This is a genomic window from Raoultella sp. T31, from assembly GCF_002806725.1.
In the GTDB taxonomy this organism is placed as follows: Bacteria; Pseudomonadota; Gammaproteobacteria; order Enterobacterales; family Enterobacteriaceae; genus Klebsiella; species Klebsiella electrica.
This window is the reverse complement of record NZ_PIBO01000017.1, coordinates 1-15,861: the sequence shown is the minus strand read 5'-3', so window position 1 is coordinate 15,861 and position 15,861 is coordinate 1. Positions and strand designations below refer to the sequence as shown.

Genomic DNA, 15,861 nt, shown 5'->3' with positions numbered 1-15,861 from the left:
TGAATGATCGGTGATCCTGTTCCGTATAAGCTGGGATCAAAATGAAGGGTTATACACAGTTCAAAAAGCAGCCACGGCTTATACTTTGGATAACTACCGGTTGATCAGAGCTTTTAAGTGTAGTTATCCACAGACGATCGAACGATCTTTACAAAACTTATAGCAAATCTTTCCAGGATCCGACCCAAATCTCAGCCGGATCTTCCGGAATTTCATGTTCCAGGACATTTATCTTCAGTGTTTCGCCGATCTGTTGTGCACCACATGCCTTCAATGCGCCGTCGATTTTGTCGATGGCACCGCAAAAGGTGTCGTATTCGCGGCTGCCGATGCCGATGGCGCCAAAACGAACGGCGGACAGGTCTGCCTGCTTTTCCTGAAGCGCTTCATAGAACGGCAGCAGATTATCAGGGATATCCCCCGCGCCATGCGTAGAGGAGATAACTAACCAGATCCCCTCGGACTGCAGATCCTCGATCAACGGACCGTGCTGGATTTCGGTGCTGTAGCCCGCCTCTTCCAGCTTTTCAGCCAGATGCTCCGCTACATATTCCGCACTGCCCAGGGTACTGCCGCTGATAAGCGTAATGTCTGCCATGATCGCCTGCTCAATTATTCAGAGTGGCACATTGTACGCTGTGTGAGAGCTGGGATCTACCTGTGGAAAATGTGGGATTAAAAAAGCCCGATCACGGGCGGATAGTCCGCATGATCGGGTTCTGCAGGGAGATCAGGGTCTCGGTGGACTGAATTTCATCGATTGTTTGGATCTTGTTGATAAGTACCTGCTGGAGGGCATCGATCGAGCGGCACATCACCTTAATAAAGATGCTGTAGTGCCCGGTGGTGTAATACGCCTCGGTCACCTCATCCAGCGCGTTCAGCTTTTCCAGGGCGGAAGGATAGTCTTTGGCGCTTTTAAGGATAATGCCGATAAAGCAGCAGACGTCGTAGCCGAGTTGTTTAGGGTTTACGTCAATGCGCGCGCCGGTGATGATGCCCGCCTGTTTCATCTTCTCCACGCGAACATGAATCGTCCCCGGGCTGACGCCAAACTGTTTGGCCAGTTCAGCATAGGCGGTACGGGCATTGGTCATTAACGCTTCCAGAATGCCGCGGTCCAGATTGTCGATCTGATAATTTTCCATAGGTTTTTCTTATGATGCTTGAGGATTCTTTCTATATTAGCCATATATTTTAATGAATCAAAAGTGAACATGGCTTTTTGTTGTTTGATTATTGAATTGGTAGCCATTTTTGTTGCTTAATCAATATCAACAGGACGCAGGAGCCATAAAAAATGAAAACCGCATACATCGCAAAACAACGCCAGATTAGTTTCGTTAAGTCTCACTTTTCCCGCCAGCTGGAAGAGAAACTTGGTCTGATTGAAGTCCAGGCGCCTATCTTAAGCCGCGTAGGAGACGGGACTCAGGACAACCTGTCTGGTTGCGAGAAAGCGGTTCAGGTGAAAGTGAAAACACTGCCAGACGCCAGGTTCGAAGTGGTTCATTCACTGGCGAAGTGGAAACGTCAAACCCTGGGACAACACGACTTCAGCGCGGGCGAAGGGCTGTACACGCACATGAAGGCCCTTCGCCCCGATGAAGACCGCCTGACCGCTATTCACTCTGTCTACGTTGACCAGTGGGACTGGGAGCGCGTGATGGGGGATGGCGAGCGCCATCTCGGTACGCTGAAATCCACCGTTGAGGCTATCTACGCCGGGATCAAAGCGACCGAAGCCGCAGTGAGCAAAGAGTTTGGTCTGGCACCGTTCCTGCCGGAATCGATCCACTTTGTCCACAGCCAGGAACTGCTGAGTCGTTTCCCGGATCTGGATGCCAAAGGCCGTGAGCGGGCGATCGCCAAACAGCTGGGCGCGGTATTTCTGATTGGGATTGGCGGCAAGTTATCCGACGGTAAGCGCCATGACGTTCGTGCCCCGGATTATGATGACTGGAGCAGCACGGGTGAGGGTGAATTTGCCGGTCTGAACGGTGATATCCTGGTGTGGAACCCGGTGCTGGAAGATGCGTTTGAGCTCTCTTCTATGGGGATCCGCGTGGATGCCGACGCACTCAAGCGTCAGCTGGCGGTCACCGGTGATGAAGATCGTCTCAAGCTGGAGTGGCACCAGGCGTTGCTGCGCGGTGAAATGCCGCAGACTATTGGCGGCGGCATTGGTCAATCCCGTCTTACCATGCTGCTGTTGCAGCTGGATCATATCGGCCAGGTACAGTGCGGCGTATGGCCGGCGCAGGTACGTGAAAGCGTTGCCGCTCTGCTGTAACCATTAACGCCGCCAGCGTCGCAGCAGGCGGCTACGTAACCCGGTATCAAAGCGCCAGATATGATCGAAGATGCGCATAATGCCGGGTTTACCATGTACAGACATCGCCACCGCATGAAAGCGATGATGATGCTTGCGCTGTAGCTCCTCTACCTTATTGATCACCTCATCCGGCAGACGCTGGGCAATAAAATCGGAAATCACCACCGCGTCGGCATCGACCCACTGCGGATTTTGCATTCGCTCGATGATGGAACGGAAACAGCTGGCTAAATCCGTGCCGCCGCGAAAACGCTGGCTCAGAAAGCGGATCGCCTGCTCCAGGCCCTGCGGGCCCGTCAGCTCGTAGTGCACGACTTCACTGGAGAACAGCATAATAAAGCAGCGGCGATTGTCGGCCAGCGCCACCCGCATTAATGCCAGGCAAAACGCCTTGGCACACTGTTCGTTGAAACCGCCCATCGAGCCGGAAGTATCGACGCAGACGATAAACGGTCCGCGCGGCTGTTCGTCAAAATCTTGCCGGGTCACCGGCCTCTCGGTGATTTTTTCCCGCCAGGCGTCGCCATGTAAGCGATAGGTCAGCAGCTGCTTTTCTACCAGCTTACGATAGAACTCGAATTCCAGTTCAGTTATCCCCAGCGTCGCCAGCTCCGGCGGGAGCAGGCGCAGGATATCATCGCTCTGTTGCAGGCCATCAACCTGTTCCGGTACCGTTGCCGGCTCACGAACCAGGCTGCGAAAAGCTTCCATCGGCGCATCTTTTTTCGGCACCGATTTGGCTTCCCGCGAGCGGCCTAACTGTTCAGCCAGCTGCATCAGTTCCGGCTGCTGGCTGAGAAAGTCGCCGTAGCGAATGATCAGCTGATAGTCGCCGCGCTTCAGCTCGCCGGCGCTCATATCCCACAGCCGACCCGCGGCGTTATCGTTCTCCACCAGCACCGGCTCTAGCTGCCCGCTGAGGGTCATCCTCTCCTGGACTTCGCTCAGCAGCTGATCGCGTTCTTCATCCAGTAGCTGCTGGTTGAGTGTGGTTGCCTGCACCACCAGGCTCAGACGCCAGCGCTGTAAAAACAGGGTATGGAGCGCGGGCGTGAAGGTGGCATTGTTATCCGCCAGCTGCTGCGCCTGGGCGGCAAACGGCGAGTGCAGTTGATGCAGCTGGCCAAGGATCTGCGGAAGCTGCACGATAAACTGCGAGGTGGAGAGCAGTTGCGAGCGCTGATAGTGCTGTACTTCAATATCCAGCTCAGGCGGGATTGACGTCTCTTTGAGTCGGGCTCTGACGGCCTCTCGCCAGCGCGGAATATCGGCGGCGATAATATTCTTCAGGCGCGGAAATTTTTCGAAGAACACGGCAAGCTGAGGAGAGGCCAGCAGCGCCAGCAGCATCTCTTCGATCATCCCCTCTTCGCTGACTGCCAGCATGACATTCAGCATATCCAGCGTCATGGCTGCCGCGCCTGTTTAATCTGCGCGCCGACGTCCTGCAGGCTGGCTTCAATACGTCCTAGCCAGTCGCCGGGAATAAACAGACATTTTTGCTGTTCGCTAAAGCGGTTATGTTGCTGGTGCCACTCGTCATCCAGCGCTTCCAGCTGCTGGCGGATTTCCACCGGCATGTTTTCTTGCGATTCGCTGCCGGGCAACGAAAGGCGGGAGCCTTGCAGGCTGACGTCGCGAACGACCAGATGCTGGCTGGCATCGACATCGATATTCAGCGGCTGGGCGAAACCAATGCCGTTAAGCTTGCCGCGGATTTCACCGCCTTTTTCCAGCCAGTGCGAGAGTTCTTCGCGGACGAAGGTAATATGAATCACTTCCATATCGTGCAGCTTAAGCGGCTGCTGGAGCAGCAGGGTCAGCGTGGTATCCTTGAGTTCAGACGGTAATTCATAATGCGGCTTACGGCTGAACATCCCGCCGAGGCGCGTGACCTTCAGCGCGGTTTTGTCACTGTGCTGCTGTTGGATTTGGATGCGTCTTTGGGTGATAGCGCCCAGTTTGCTCAGCATGGCCTGCTGCTGCCAGGCATGGCTGGTCATCAAGATCTCCAGCTGCTGCGCCATCAGGTTCATGCTTTCGATATCGTGCCACAGGCAATCTTTCAGCAAAATCAGGTCGATAGGGGCAATCGTATCCCGGCCGCTAAAGAAAGCGCTGGCCTGCAGCAGCCGAATGGCCTTTTTCCAGCGCCGATCCGAGACGTACGGTGAACCGGGTAACGTATCCAGCTGCTGGCGGAGCTGAAAGATAAGTTCAAACACGCTATCCGTGAGCTTCACGGCGCTGATATCCTGCTGCCACTGCCGGAACTCTTCATCGCTGACCTGCAGGCTGGCGGGAACCGGGTTGCTGTTTTCATCCTGCTGGCTTACCAGCATCGAGCGGAAGTTCGTTTTGTCCTGGACCTTATCCAGCCATAAACGGATGAGCATGCGATCGTACAGCGCTTCAAGGCTACTGTCCGTTTCCGGTAATTCGTTCGAAGCCGCCACCAGCAGGCGCATGGGGATTTTTTCTTCTTTCGCCCCGTTGCGAAAATGCCGTTCGTTGATTGCGGTCAGTAAGGTGTTGAGGATAGCCGGGCCGGCTTTCCAGATTTCGTCGAGGAAGACGATTTCGGCTTCCGGAAGATAGCCTGTCGTCAGGCGCTCGTAGCGCCCTTCATCCTTCAGCGCCTGGATGGAGAGTGGGCCAAAAACTTCTTCCGGAGTGGAAAAGCGGGTCATCAGATATTCAAAGGCGCGGGCTTGCTGAAAGGCGAATTTGAGGCGGCGGGCGATCAGGCTTTTAGCGATGCCCGGCGGACCGAGTAAAAAAACGCTTTCGCCGCTGAGGGCGGCAAGCAGGCAGAGTCGTATCGCGTGACTGCGTTCGAACAAGCCTTTTTCGAGGGAGGCGCTGAGCCGGGAAATTCTTTCTGCCAGTAAATGTGATTGAGCCATAATTGAGTTGCGTGCTTTTTCATGTGTCGTTATTGATTCGAGTATAGATGTTTGATTAGGGATGGTAATAGCCTGAAGAATCGATTTATTTTCTTTGAGTCAGGTTAATATGATGTTAGTTAGGGGTACGATTCAGCAAATAATCGTGCATACTGTGCGCTTTTTGTGGGCCAAGGGACTAGGCACACATTTGTTTTATAAACGAAAAGACTAGTCTATGAGCACTGATAATAAGCAATCGCTGCCAGCAATAACGCTGGCGGCTATCGGCGTGGTATACGGAGATATCGGTACCAGTCCGCTGTATACACTTCGGGAATGTCTGTCTGGTCAGTTTGGCTTTGGCGTTGAACGTGATGCTGTTTTTGGCTTTCTGTCGCTAATATTCTGGCTGTTGATCTTTACCGTATCACTCAAATATATCACCTTTGTCATGCGCGCAGATAACGCCGGTGAAGGGGGGATCCTGACGCTGATGTCGCTGGCGGGCCGCAATACGTCCGCGCGAATGACGTCGGTTCTGGTGATTCTTGGCCTGATTGGCGGCAGCTTCTTCTATGGCGAAGTGGTGATTACGCCGGCGATTTCGGTTATGTCGGCGATTGAAGGGCTGGAAATTATCGCCCCTGATCTGGATACCTGGATTGTCCCCATCTCCATTATCGTGTTGACGCTGCTGTTTGCTATCCAGAAGCACGGTACCGGTATGGTCGGCAAGCTGTTTGCGCCGATTATGCTGATTTGGTTCCTGCTGCTGGCGGTGCTGGGCGCGCGCAGCATTATCGCCAACCCGGAAGTGCTGCAGGCGCTAAACCCTTACTGGGCGGTTCATTTCTTCCTTGAATATAAAACCGTCTCTTTTGTTGCGCTGGGCGCGGTAGTGCTGTCCATTACCGGTGTCGAAGCGCTGTATGCGGATATGGGGCACTTTGGCAAACTACCGATTCGCCTGGCCTGGTTTTCGGTGGTACTGCCCTCGCTGGTGCTGAACTACTTTGGTCAGGGGGCGCTGCTGTTGCAGCACCCGGAAGCGATCAAAAACCCCTTCTTCCTGCTGGCCCCTGAATGGGCGCTGATTCCGATGCTGATTATTGCCGCGCTGGCGACGGTTATCGCCTCGCAGGCGGTCATTTCCGGGGTCTTCTCGCTGACTCGCCAGGCGGTCCGTCTGGGTTATCTGTCGCCGATGCGGATTATTCATACCTCGGAAATGGAGTCCGGACAGATTTATATTCCGTTCATCAACTGGCTGCTGTATGTCTCGGTGGTCATCGTGATTATCAACTTCGAACACTCTTCGAACCTGGCGGCGGCGTACGGGATCGCGGTAACGGGAACCATGGTGCTGACCACGATTCTCTTCACTACGGTTGCGCGTAAAAACTGGCACTGGAATAAGTTCTTTGTGGCGTTGTTCTTTATTGCCTTTATGAGCATTGATTTTCCGCTGTTCTCGGCCAACCTCGATAAGATTGTTTCCGGCGGCTGGCTGCCGTTAACGCTGGGTCTGGTGATGTTCACCGTGATGACGACCTGGAAAAGCGAACGTTTCCGTCTGCTGCGTCGGATGCATGAACACGGTAACTCTCTGGAAGCGATGATCTCTTCCCTGGAGAAATCACCGCCGGTTCGCGTACCGGGAACCGCCGTGTATATGTCCCGTGCGTTGAACGTGATTCCTTTTGCGCTGCTGCATAACCTCAAGCATAACAAGGTGCTGCACGAACGTGTGATTCTGCTGACGCTGCGTACTGAAGACGCGCCTTATGTGCATAACGTTCGTCGCGTGCAGATTGAGCAGATTTCACCGTCTTTCTGGCGCGTGGTCGCCAGCTACGGCTGGCGCGAAACGCCAAACGTGGAAGAGGTGTTCCATCGCTGCGGGCTGGAAGGTCTGAGCTGCCGGATGATGGAGACCTCGTTCTTTATGTCGCATGAGTCGTTGATTATCGGCAAACGGCCTTGGTATTTGCGTCTGCGCGGAAAACTGTACCTCCTGCTGCAGCGTAACGCCCTGAGGGCGCCGGATCAGTTTGAAATCCCGCCAAACCGGGTAATTGAACTCGGTACCCAGGTCGAAATCTGATGCTCTGAAGCCCTTCCTCGTGAAGGGCTTTTTTTGCTTTTTTACCCCGCTTCACTTTTCCTTCCCGGCGTTTGCGAAACGTTTCGATGGCGATCACATTTCTCTCTTCTGGTGATGGTTTTTCGTGCGCGTATTGACAATACTTATGACAGCGAAACGTTTCGCTAGTGGAGCAAAAGAGAAAAATGAAAAAAGGCACCGTACTTAACGCTGATATTTCTTCGGTTATCTCCCGCCTGGGTCATACCGATACGCTGGTGGTCTGCGATGCCGGTTTACCGGTTCCCCGCAGCAGCGCGCGCATCGATATGGCATTAACCCATGGCGTTCCCTCCTTTATGCAGGTTCTGGAGGTGGTAACGGCGGAAATGCAGGTTGAGGCGGCGATCCTCGCGGAAGAGATAAAGACTCACAATCCGCAGCTCCATGCGACGTTGCTCACTCACCTTGAGCTGCTGCAGCAACACCAGGGAAACACCATTGACATTCGTTACACCAGTCATGAGCAGTTTAAAAAACAAACCGCAGACAGTCAGGCGGTGATTCGCAGCGGGGAGTGTTCCCCGTATGCGAACGTTATTCTCTGTGCCGGCGTCACGTTCTGAGGTCGCTGATATGGAAGCCTTATTGCAATTAAAAGGGATCGATAAAGCGTTCCCTGGCGTGAAGGCGCTCTCCGGCGCCTCGCTCAATGTCTACGCTGGCCGTGTGATGGCGCTGGTCGGCGAAAACGGCGCCGGCAAATCCACGATGATGAAGGTGCTGACCGGGATCTATACCCGCGATTCCGGTTCACTGCTGTGGCTCGGCAAAGAGATCACCTTCAACGGACCGAAATCCTCCCAGGAAGCCGGTATCGGCATTATTCATCAGGAACTCAACCTGATCCCACAGCTGACGATCGCGGAAAACATTTTCCTCGGTCGTGAGTTCGTCAACCGGTTTGGCAAAATCGACTGGAAAACGATGTATGCCGAAGCCGACAAACTGCTGGCGAAGCTGAACTTACGCTTTAACAGCCAGAAGCTGGTGGGCGATCTGTCGATTGGCGATCAGCAGATGGTTGAAATCGCCAAGGTGCTGAGCTTTGAGTCGAAGGTCATCATTATGGATGAACCCACGGACGCATTGACCGATACCGAAACGGAATCTCTGTTCCGCGTCATCCGCGAGCTGAAAGCGCAGGGGCGCGGGATTGTCTATATCTCTCACCGTATGAAAGAGATCTTCGAGATTTGTGATGATGTGACGGTTTTTCGCGACGGGCAGTTTATCGCCGAGCGCGAGGTGGCCAGTCTGAATGAAGATCTGCTGATCGAAATGATGGTTGGCCGCAAGCTGGAGGATCAGTACCCGCATCTCGATAAAGCGCCGGGGGCGGTTCGCCTGAAAGTGGACAATCTGTGCGGGCCGGGCGTTGAAAATGTGACCTTTTCCCTTCGTCAGGGTGAAATTCTCGGTGTCGCCGGGCTGATGGGGGCTGGCCGCACGGAGTTGATGAAGGTGCTGTACGGCGCATTGCCGCGCACCAGCGGTTCCGTCACGCTCGACGGCCATGAAGTGGTGACCCGTTCCCCTCAGGATGGGCTGGCAAACGGGATTGTCTATATCTCCGAAGACCGCAAGCGCGATGGCTTAGTGCTCGGTATGTCGGTGAAAGAAAACATGTCATTAACGGCGCTGCGCTATTTCAGCCATGCCGGTGGCCGCCTGAAGCACAAAGATGAGCAGCAGGCGGTGGGCGATTTTATTCGCCTGTTCAATGTGAAAACGCCGTCAATGGAACAGGCGATAGGCCTGCTCTCCGGCGGTAACCAGCAAAAAGTGGCCATCGCTCGCGGGCTGATGACGCGACCGAAGGTGCTGATCCTTGATGAACCGACTCGCGGCGTGGACGTGGGGGCGAAGAAAGAGATCTACCAGCTGATCAACCAGTTTAAAGCCGATGGTCTGAGCATCATTCTGGTCTCTTCGGAGATGCCGGAAGTGCTGGGCATGAGCGATCGCATCATGGTGATGCATGAAGGGCATCTCGGCGGTGAGTTCACACGCGAGCAGGCCACCCAGGAAGTATTGATGGCTGCCGCTGTGGGCAAGCTTAACCGTGTGAATCAGGAGTAAAAAAGATGACAACCCAGGCTGTTACTGGTCGCCGCTATTTCACCAAAGCATGGCTGATGGAGCAAAAGTCGTTGATTGCCCTGCTGGTGCTGATAGCGATTGTTTCGACCATGAGCCCCAACTTTTTTACCGTTAATAACCTCTTCAATATCCTGCAACAAACGTCGGTCAACGCCATTATGGCCGTCGGAATGACGCTGGTCATTCTGACCTCAGGGATCGACCTGTCCGTCGGGTCCCTGTTGGCGCTGACCGGTGCGGTTGCGGCATCAATTGTGGGGCTGGAGGTGAATGCGCTGGTGGCGATTGCCGCAGCGCTTGCCTTAGGCGCGGCAATTGGCGCGGTGACCGGCGTGATTGTGGCGAAAGGGCGTGTGCAGGCCTTTATCGCCACCCTGGTAATGATGCTGCTCCTGCGCGGGGTGACGATGGTTTACACCAACGGTAGTCCGGTGAATACCGGGTTTACTGATAACGCCGACCTGTTTGGCTGGTTTGGTATCGGTCGCCCGTTAGGGGTGCCGACGCCGGTGTGGATTATGGCGATCGTCTTTCTGGCGGCCTGGTACATGCTGCACCATACGCGGCTGGGTCGTTATATCTACGCGTTGGGTGGTAACGAGGCGGCGACCCGTTTATCCGGGATCAGCGTCAATAAAGTAAAAATCATTGTCTATTCGTTATGCGGCCTGCTGGCTTCGCTGGCGGGGATTATCGAAGTGGCGCGCCTCTCTTCCGCGCAGCCGACGGCGGGTACCGGCTATGAACTGGATGCAATCGCGGCGGTCGTGCTCGGCGGCACCAGTCTGGCGGGGGGGAAAGGGCGTATTGTCGGTACCTTAATTGGTGCGTTGATCCTTGGCTTCCTGAACAACGGTTTGAATCTATTAGGCGTTTCTTCCTATTACCAGATGATCGTGAAAGCGGTGGTAATTTTGCTGGCGGTGCTGGTAGACAACAAAAAGCAGTAACTAAGAACTCTACAGGACATCTTAACTATGAATATGAAAAAACTGGCGACCCTGGTCTCTGCTGTGGCTCTCAGTGCAACCGTCAGCGCCAACGCGATGGCGAAAGATACCATCGCTCTGGTTATCTCTACCCTGAATAACCCGTTCTTTGTTTCTCTGAAAGAAGGGGCGCAGAAAGAAGCTGACAAACTGGGCTACAACCTGGTGGTACTGGATTCGCAGAACAACCCGGCGAAAGAGCTGGCGAACGTGCAGGATTTAACGGTACGTGGCGCGAAGCTGCTGCTGATTAACCCCACCGACTCTGATGCGGTAGGTAATGCGGTGAAGATGGCTAACCAGGCGAAAATCCCGGTTATTACCCTTGACCGTCAGGCTTCGAAAGGCGACGTGGTCAGCCATATCGCGTCTGATAACGTGCTGGGCGGTAAGATGGCCGGCGACTATATTGCGAAGAAAGTCGGTGAAGGCGCGAAAGTGATTGAACTGCAGGGTATTGCCGGGACCTCTGCGGCTCGTGAACGTGGTGAGGGCTTTAAGCAGGCCGTTGCCGCGCACAAATTCAACGTTCTGGCCAGCCAGCCGGCGGACTTCGACCGTACCAAAGGTCTGAACGTCATGCAGAACCTGCTGACCGCTCATCCTGATGTGAAAGCGGTGTTTGCGCAGAACGATGAAATGGCGCTGGGTGCGCTGCGCGCATTACAAACGGCGGGCAAATCCGATGTGATGGTGGTTGGATTTGACGGTACTCCGGATGGCGAAAAAGCGGTAAATAGTGGCAAACTGGCAGCGACCATCGCTCAGTTGCCAGAGCAGATCGGCGTGAAAGGCGTGGAGACTGCTGATAAAGTGCTGAAGGGTGAGAAAGTGGACGCCAGCTATCCGGTTGAGCTGAAACTGGTCATTAAGCAGTAATATGCGATTCGGACCGGAAACGGTCCGAGGGACAACATAAAAAGAAAAGCAGGGCATGCGCCACCGGAGTCCGGTGGCGCGCTTTCCCGGGAACAGAAATAATGAAAACCTCAGGCAAACTTGTCGTCCTTGGCAGCATCAATGCCGATCACATTCTTAACCTTGAATCTTTCCCGACGCCGGGCGAAACCGTCACCGGCCAGCATTATCAGGTGGCTTTCGGCGGTAAAGGGGCGAACCAGGCCGTCGCCGCCGGGCGAAGCGGCGCGGATATTGCGTTTATTGCCTGTACCGGCGATGACGATATCGGCGAACGCGTTCGCCGCCAGCTTGAGCGCGATCGGATCGATGTTGCGCCGGTACGTGCGGTAAAAGAGCAATCGACCGGCGTGGCGCTGATTTTTGTTAACGCCGAAGGTGAGAATGTCATCGGTATTCATGCCGGCGCTAACGCCGCGCTCTCTGTCGGGCAGGTTGTGGCGGAAGAAGCGCGTATTGCGGGCGCCCAGGCGCTGCTGATGCAGCTGGAGTCACCGCTGGAAAGCGTGCTGGCGGCGGCAAAAATCGCCCATCAGCATCAAACCACCGTTGTGCTCAACCCGGCGCCGGCGCGCGCCCTGTCCGATGAGCTGCTTTCGCTGATAGATATTATTACGCCTAACGAAACCGAAGCTGAAAAGCTGACCGGCATCCGCGTTGAGAACGATGATGATGCGGCTAAGGCGGCCCGTTCGCTGCATGAAAAAGGCATTGGTATCGTGATGATTACGCTTGGCAGCCGGGGCGTATGGGTCAGTCGCGAAGGTCAGGGCCGGCGGATTCCCGGTTTTAAAGTGCAGGCCATCGATACCATTGCCGCGGGTGATACCTTTAATGGCGCCTTTGTGACGGCCTTACTGGAAGGAACTGCGCTGGACGAAGCGATTCGTTTTGCCCATGCCGCGGCGGCGATTGCCGTTACCCGCAAAGGCGCACAGCCTTCCGTACCATGGCGCGAAGAAATCGACGAGTTTTTACGTCAACAGGGGTAATATTTGGCTACCATGAAGGATGTAGCCCGCGAAGCGGGCGTTTCCACTTCAACAGTTTCTCACGTCATTAATAAAGATCGCTTCGTCAGTGAAGCGATTACGGCCAAAGTTGATGCGGCGATTAAAAACCTTAACTATGCGCCGTCTGCGCTGGCGCGCAGCCTCAAATTAAACCAGACCCGGACCATCGGCATGCTGATCACCGCCAGTACCAATCCGTTTTATTCGGAACTGGTGCGCGGCGTGGAACGCAGCTGTTTTGAGCGCGGCTATAGTCTGGTGCTGTGTAACACCGAAGGCGATGAGCAGCGCATGAACCGCAATCTTGAGACGCTGATGCAAAAACGCGTCGACGGTTTGCTGCTGCTGTGCACCGAAACGCACCAGCCTTCACCGGAAATTATGCAGCGCTACCCGTCAGTCCCTACGGTGATGATGGACTGGGCGCCGTTCGACGGCGATAGCGATCTGATTCAGGACAACTCGCTGCTGGGCGGCGATATGGCAACCCAATATCTGATTGATAAAGGATATACCCGCGTCGCCTGTATTGCCGGACCGCTGGATAAAACGCCGTCGCGCCTGCGCCTGGAGGGGTATCACGCGGCGATGGCGCGCGCCGGGCTTCCAGTGATGGAAGGTTATGTCATTACCAGTGATTTCGAGTTTGGCGGCGGATTTAGCGCCATGCAAAAGCTGCTCGCCTTACCCGAGCGGCCGCAGGCGGTCTTTGTCGGTAACGATGCGATGGCCGTTGGGGCCTATCAATCGTTGTATCAGGCCGGGTTACGGATTCCGCAGGATATGGCGCTGGTGGGATATGACGATATTGAACTGGCGCGCTATATGACGCCGCCGCTGACGACTATCCATCAGCCAAAAGATGAACTGGGCGAACTGGCCATCGACGTACTGATTCATCGTATGGCCGACCCGGGTCAGAAACAGCAGCGCGTTCAGCTCACCCCGGAGCTGGTTGTTCGCGGCTCCGTTTAACCCTTATGCCGCTCTTTTATCAGATTGCGGCCGTCTTTCGCTCTTAACAGTATAAATGTCAGCGCCGAAACCACGGTAATCACCCCCATCGTAATAAAGGTGTAGTGAAACTGCTCGACGGTACTGGCATTGCCGAACCCTTCATAAAAACGTAGCACTGCCGCACTAATGGCGACCCCGAGGCTAATGGATAGCTGTTGCGTCACGGCCAGCAGGCTATTGCCGCTACTGGCGTTATCATCGGTTAAATCGGCCAGCGTGATGGTATTCATCGATGTGAACTGGGTAGACATGGCCATCCCCAGTACAAACAGCGGCAGTAAAAGCATCCAGATGGGCATTTCCGGGGACTGGAATGCGAACTGGGCAATCATCAGTCCGATAAAAATGGTGACGCCGACCAGGGTTTTCCGATAGCCGAGCCAGCGTAAAATCTGCGTCACGGTCGATTTCGCGATAATCGACCCGATTGCGGTGGGGGCTATCATGCAGCCTGCGACGATCGCCGGATAGCCAAAACCGACCTGCAACATCAAGGGCATCAGAAACGGCACACAGCCGGTACCCAGACGCGTCGCCAGATTACCGGCAATACCGACCGAAAAGGTGCGCGTCTTAAATAAAGAAAGCGAGATCAGCGGCGACGGGTGGCGACGCGCGTGGCGGATATAGGCCAGCAGTAGCATGACGCTGAGGGCAATGACCGAAAGGGCTATCCAGGTTGCGACGATTTTCTCGCCAAACAGTTCGATGCCGCTGGAAAACAGTACCAGGCTCAACCCAAACAACAGAAAACCGGTGATATCGAAACGCCGGCGCGGCGTGGTGAAATTCGGCATACATTTACGCGCGTAAAGTATCCCGATAATACCGATAGGTATATTAATGAGGAAAATCCAGTGCCAGCTGGCCCAGGTGACCAGCACTCCGCCGAGCACCGGCCCAAGAATAGGGCCAACAAGCCCGGGCATGGTGACGAAGTTCAGTACGGGGAGCAGTTCGCTGCGCGGATAGGCTCTTAATAATGCCAGGCGCGCCACCGGCATCATCATGGCGCCGCCTGTCCCTTGAATCACGCGAAAGATAACCAGCTCCATTAATGAACTGGAAAGGGCACAGGCCAGCGAACCGAGCGTAAACAGGCTGACGGCAATGATAAACACCTTACGGGTGCCGAAGCGGTCGGCTAACCACCCGCTGACCGGGATAAGCATGGCGACCGTTAATGTGTAGCTGATAATGGCGGACTGCATGGCCAGCGGAGAACGGTTAAGGCTATGCGCAATGGCGGGAAGGGCGGTGTTGAGAATCGTGGCATCCAGCGCCTGCATAAAAAAAGCCATGGCGGCAATCCACGGCAGTCCGGCCATACTGCGCCCTTTTTTTTCGCTCATGTGGAACCCTTGTTACTTGCCTGAATGATTTGGTGTGTTCAATAACGTCTGGCAGGCGCTAAGCGCTCGCGGGCCATCGCTATCCTGGATTGCGTCGACAATGGCCTGGTGGAGATCCAGCTTTACCACTTCGTTCTGAGTAATAGAAGTGAAGTAGGTGTGGTAGACCGAATGAAACAGAGAAGCGAAAGCGATCAGGAACGGATTTCCGCTCATTTCATAGATGTGCTCATGCCAGGCCATATCAACTTCTATCCAGCGTTCGCGTAGAAAGCGTTTTTTTAACAGCCCCATCTCTTCCATTAAGGTATTGAGCTGCGCCTTTTGTTCTGCGTTACCAAAGGTAGCCGCCAGAAAACAGGCCTGAGGCTCCAGGCTGCTGCGCATAACCAGGAAATGGTTCACCACCTCTTCAAAGTTATCTTCCGTTAACCACCATGAAAGCAGTTCCTTGTCGAGGAAGTTCCAGCTACTGCGTGGCATGACCCGGGTACCGATACGCGGGCGCGGCAACAGCATCCCTTTGGCGGTAAGCGTCTTAACCGCTTCACGTACCGCGGTGCGACTCACGCCAAACTGTTCGCCCAATTCCATTTCGCCTGGAAGAATACTTTCCGGCGGGTATTCGCCGGTCAGGATTTTTTGAGCCAGCTTCTCTGCTAATACCCAGGAGATGTTCTTTTGTGCCGCCAGTTGCTGTGCGCTTAAAGACATAGATGCCGTTCCTTTCTCTTTTTATCTGTATCAGTATGCCATCTGGTGGACTGTTTCGTTGGTTAAAACAGCAAAACGCTGGTTTTTTGCCACGTTATGCGCTGTTTTGGTGAAAAAAGAGACGGTTGAAAAGTTTTTTTTAAACAGGGCTTGTCAACGTCTCAGAACTCCCTATAATGCGCCTCCACTGACACGGAACAACGGCTTACAGGCCGCCGGGTTAGCGGGGTTCAGCGATGAGCACCGACAGAGAAAAGCAAAAATAAATGCTTGACTCTGAATGAGGAAAACGTATTATACGGGACCTCGCGACAGAGCGCTAAGCGCCGTCGCAACTGCTCTTTAACAATTTATCAGACAATCTGTGTGGGCACTCAAAGTGACATGGA

The 15,861-nt window shown here is 54.5% G+C and carries 14 protein-coding genes; 8 read left to right on the top strand and 6 right to left on the bottom strand.

The window, feature by feature from the left end; all coding sequences use genetic code 11:
- Positions 1-157: 157 nt before the first annotated feature.
- Entirely contained in the window at positions 158-598 is a 441-nt protein-coding gene (gene mioC, locus CWM52_RS13440) for an FMN-binding protein MioC (RefSeq protein ID WP_100684568.1), read from the bottom strand.
- A 91-nt stretch (positions 599-689) separates the two neighbouring features.
- Entirely contained in the window at positions 690-1,148 is a 459-nt protein-coding gene (asnC, locus tag CWM52_RS13435; protein ID WP_100684567.1) for a transcriptional regulator AsnC, read from the bottom strand.
- A gap of 152 nt (positions 1,149-1,300) precedes the next feature.
- Here asnC and asnA point away from each other — a divergent pair, with 152 nt between their 5' ends.
- Positions 1,301-2,293 (top strand): aspartate--ammonia ligase, encoded by a 993-nt coding sequence (gene asnA, locus CWM52_RS13430; protein ID WP_100684566.1) that lies wholly within the window; start codon positions 1,301-1,303, stop codon positions 2,291-2,293.
- A gap of 3 nt (positions 2,294-2,296) precedes the next feature.
- Here asnA and viaA read toward each other — a convergent pair whose 3' ends face one another.
- Both viaA and ravA read right to left on the bottom strand, forming a co-directional pair.
- Positions 2,297-3,745: an ATPase RavA stimulator ViaA gene (viaA, locus tag CWM52_RS13425; protein ID WP_100684565.1), complete on the bottom strand. Its 1,449-nt coding sequence runs from the start codon at positions 3,743-3,745 to the stop codon at positions 2,297-2,299.
- Positions 3,742-5,241 carry an ATPase RavA gene (gene ravA, locus CWM52_RS13420; RefSeq protein ID WP_100684564.1) on the bottom strand — a complete coding sequence of 500 codons (1,500 nt, stop codon included), beginning with the start codon at positions 5,239-5,241 and terminating at the stop codon, positions 3,742-3,744. The genes viaA and ravA overlap by 4 nt, the downstream gene beginning before the upstream one ends.
- Before the next feature lie 217 nt (positions 5,242-5,458).
- Between ravA and kup the strand changes: the two genes are divergently transcribed.
- The 7 genes from kup to rbsR all read left to right on the top strand — a co-directional run bounded on the left by kup (position 5,459) and on the right by rbsR (position 13,364).
- Positions 5,459-7,327, top strand: a complete 1,869-nt coding sequence (gene kup, locus CWM52_RS13415) for a low affinity potassium transporter Kup (protein ID WP_100684563.1) — start codon at positions 5,459-5,461, stop codon at positions 7,325-7,327.
- A 185-nt stretch (positions 7,328-7,512) separates the two neighbouring features.
- Complete coding sequence (gene rbsD, locus CWM52_RS13410) at positions 7,513-7,932, top strand: D-ribose pyranase (protein WP_100684562.1); 420 nt, start codon at positions 7,513-7,515, stop codon at positions 7,930-7,932.
- Positions 7,933-7,942: 10 nt separating this feature from the next.
- Positions 7,943-9,448 carry a ribose ABC transporter ATP-binding protein RbsA gene (rbsA, locus tag CWM52_RS13405; RefSeq protein ID WP_100684561.1) on the top strand — a complete coding sequence of 502 codons (1,506 nt, stop codon included), beginning with the start codon at positions 7,943-7,945 and terminating at the stop codon, positions 9,446-9,448.
- Positions 9,449-9,453: 5 nt separating this feature from the next.
- A complete protein-coding gene (rbsC, locus tag CWM52_RS13400; RefSeq protein ID WP_004869245.1) occupies positions 9,454-10,419 on the top strand; it encodes a ribose ABC transporter permease in 966 nt (321 codons plus the stop codon).
- A gap of 27 nt (positions 10,420-10,446) precedes the next feature.
- Positions 10,447-11,337, top strand: a complete 891-nt coding sequence (gene rbsB / locus CWM52_RS13395) for a ribose ABC transporter substrate-binding protein RbsB (RefSeq protein WP_100684560.1) — start codon at positions 10,447-10,449, stop codon at positions 11,335-11,337.
- Between the two features lie 98 nt (positions 11,338-11,435).
- Entirely contained in the window at positions 11,436-12,368 is a 933-nt protein-coding gene (gene rbsK / locus CWM52_RS13390; protein WP_165785393.1) for a ribokinase, read from the top strand.
- Between the two features lie 12 nt (positions 12,369-12,380).
- Positions 12,381-13,364: a ribose operon transcriptional repressor RbsR gene (gene rbsR / locus CWM52_RS13385; protein ID WP_004869251.1), complete on the top strand. Its 984-nt coding sequence runs from the start codon at positions 12,381-12,383 to the stop codon at positions 13,362-13,364.
- Here rbsR and mdtD read toward each other — a convergent pair.
- Together mdtD and CWM52_RS13375 are read right to left on the bottom strand one after the other, a co-directional pair.
- Positions 13,361-14,758 carry a multidrug transporter subunit MdtD gene (mdtD, locus tag CWM52_RS13380; RefSeq protein WP_100684558.1) on the bottom strand — a complete coding sequence of 466 codons (1,398 nt, stop codon included), beginning with the start codon at positions 14,756-14,758 and terminating at the stop codon, positions 13,361-13,363. The two genes, rbsR and mdtD, sit on opposite strands and share 4 nt — an antisense overlap.
- 12 nt (positions 14,759-14,770) lie before the next feature.
- A complete protein-coding gene (locus CWM52_RS13375; protein ID WP_100684557.1) occupies positions 14,771-15,472 on the bottom strand; it encodes a FadR/GntR family transcriptional regulator in 702 nt (233 codons plus the stop codon).
- Positions 15,473-15,861 lie beyond the last annotated feature (389 nt).